The organism is Postechiella marina (assembly GCF_039538365.1).
Taxonomy (GTDB): Bacteria; Bacteroidota; Bacteroidia; order Flavobacteriales; family Flavobacteriaceae; genus Postechiella; species Postechiella marina.
Map to the genome: position 1 here is coordinate 1 of NZ_BAABCA010000030.1, position 520 is coordinate 520.

The 520-nt window shown below is 60.4% G+C and carries 2 protein-coding genes; both read right to left on the minus strand.

Going from position 1 to position 520, the window contains the following annotated elements:
- Nucleotides 1-271, minus strand: a 271-nt coding sequence (locus ABD715_RS17810) for a hypothetical protein (RefSeq protein WP_344789684.1), incomplete at its 3' end; no start/stop codon positions are given.
- A partial coding sequence (locus ABD715_RS17815) for a BamA/TamA family outer membrane protein (RefSeq protein WP_344789685.1) occupies nucleotides 268-520 on the minus strand: 253 nt, incomplete at its 5' end. The genes ABD715_RS17810 and ABD715_RS17815, both read right to left, overlap by 4 nt.

Consider the following 520-nt stretch of genomic DNA (forward strand, 5'->3'; position numbering starts at 1 on the left):
GGCTGCTGTCCCACAGGCAGCGCAACCTGACGCTGAGGTGAAACTGACCGGCGGTCACCGCCACGCCGGGCTGTTCGTAGCGAACATTATCGAGGGTTAAATCACGCCAGCCACCGGTCACTTTGCCGATTTCCAGCCCCGGTACCCAGCGATCCGCCGATTTGAACACCAGATGCAAGCCGGTGGTGGTCCCCACCAGGAACCCGACGGTGCCCAGCAGGAGCACCAACACGATTAAGACGCCGAGGCTTATCTTCTTCCATAAACTCATAATTCAGGCCCCAGACCGATGTAAAACTGTAAACCATGCTCTTCTTTGTCGCCGATCGGCCGGGCGATATCCAGCTTGATCGGCCCCACCGGCGACTGCCAGCGCACGCCCACCCCGGCGCCGGTTTTGAAATCGCTCTCGCGAATATCGCTGACCGCTTCGCCGCTATCGACAAACACGGCGCCCCACCATTTACCACTGACGTTGTACTGATACTCCAGCGAGCCGGTGGCCAGCTTCGAGGCCCCG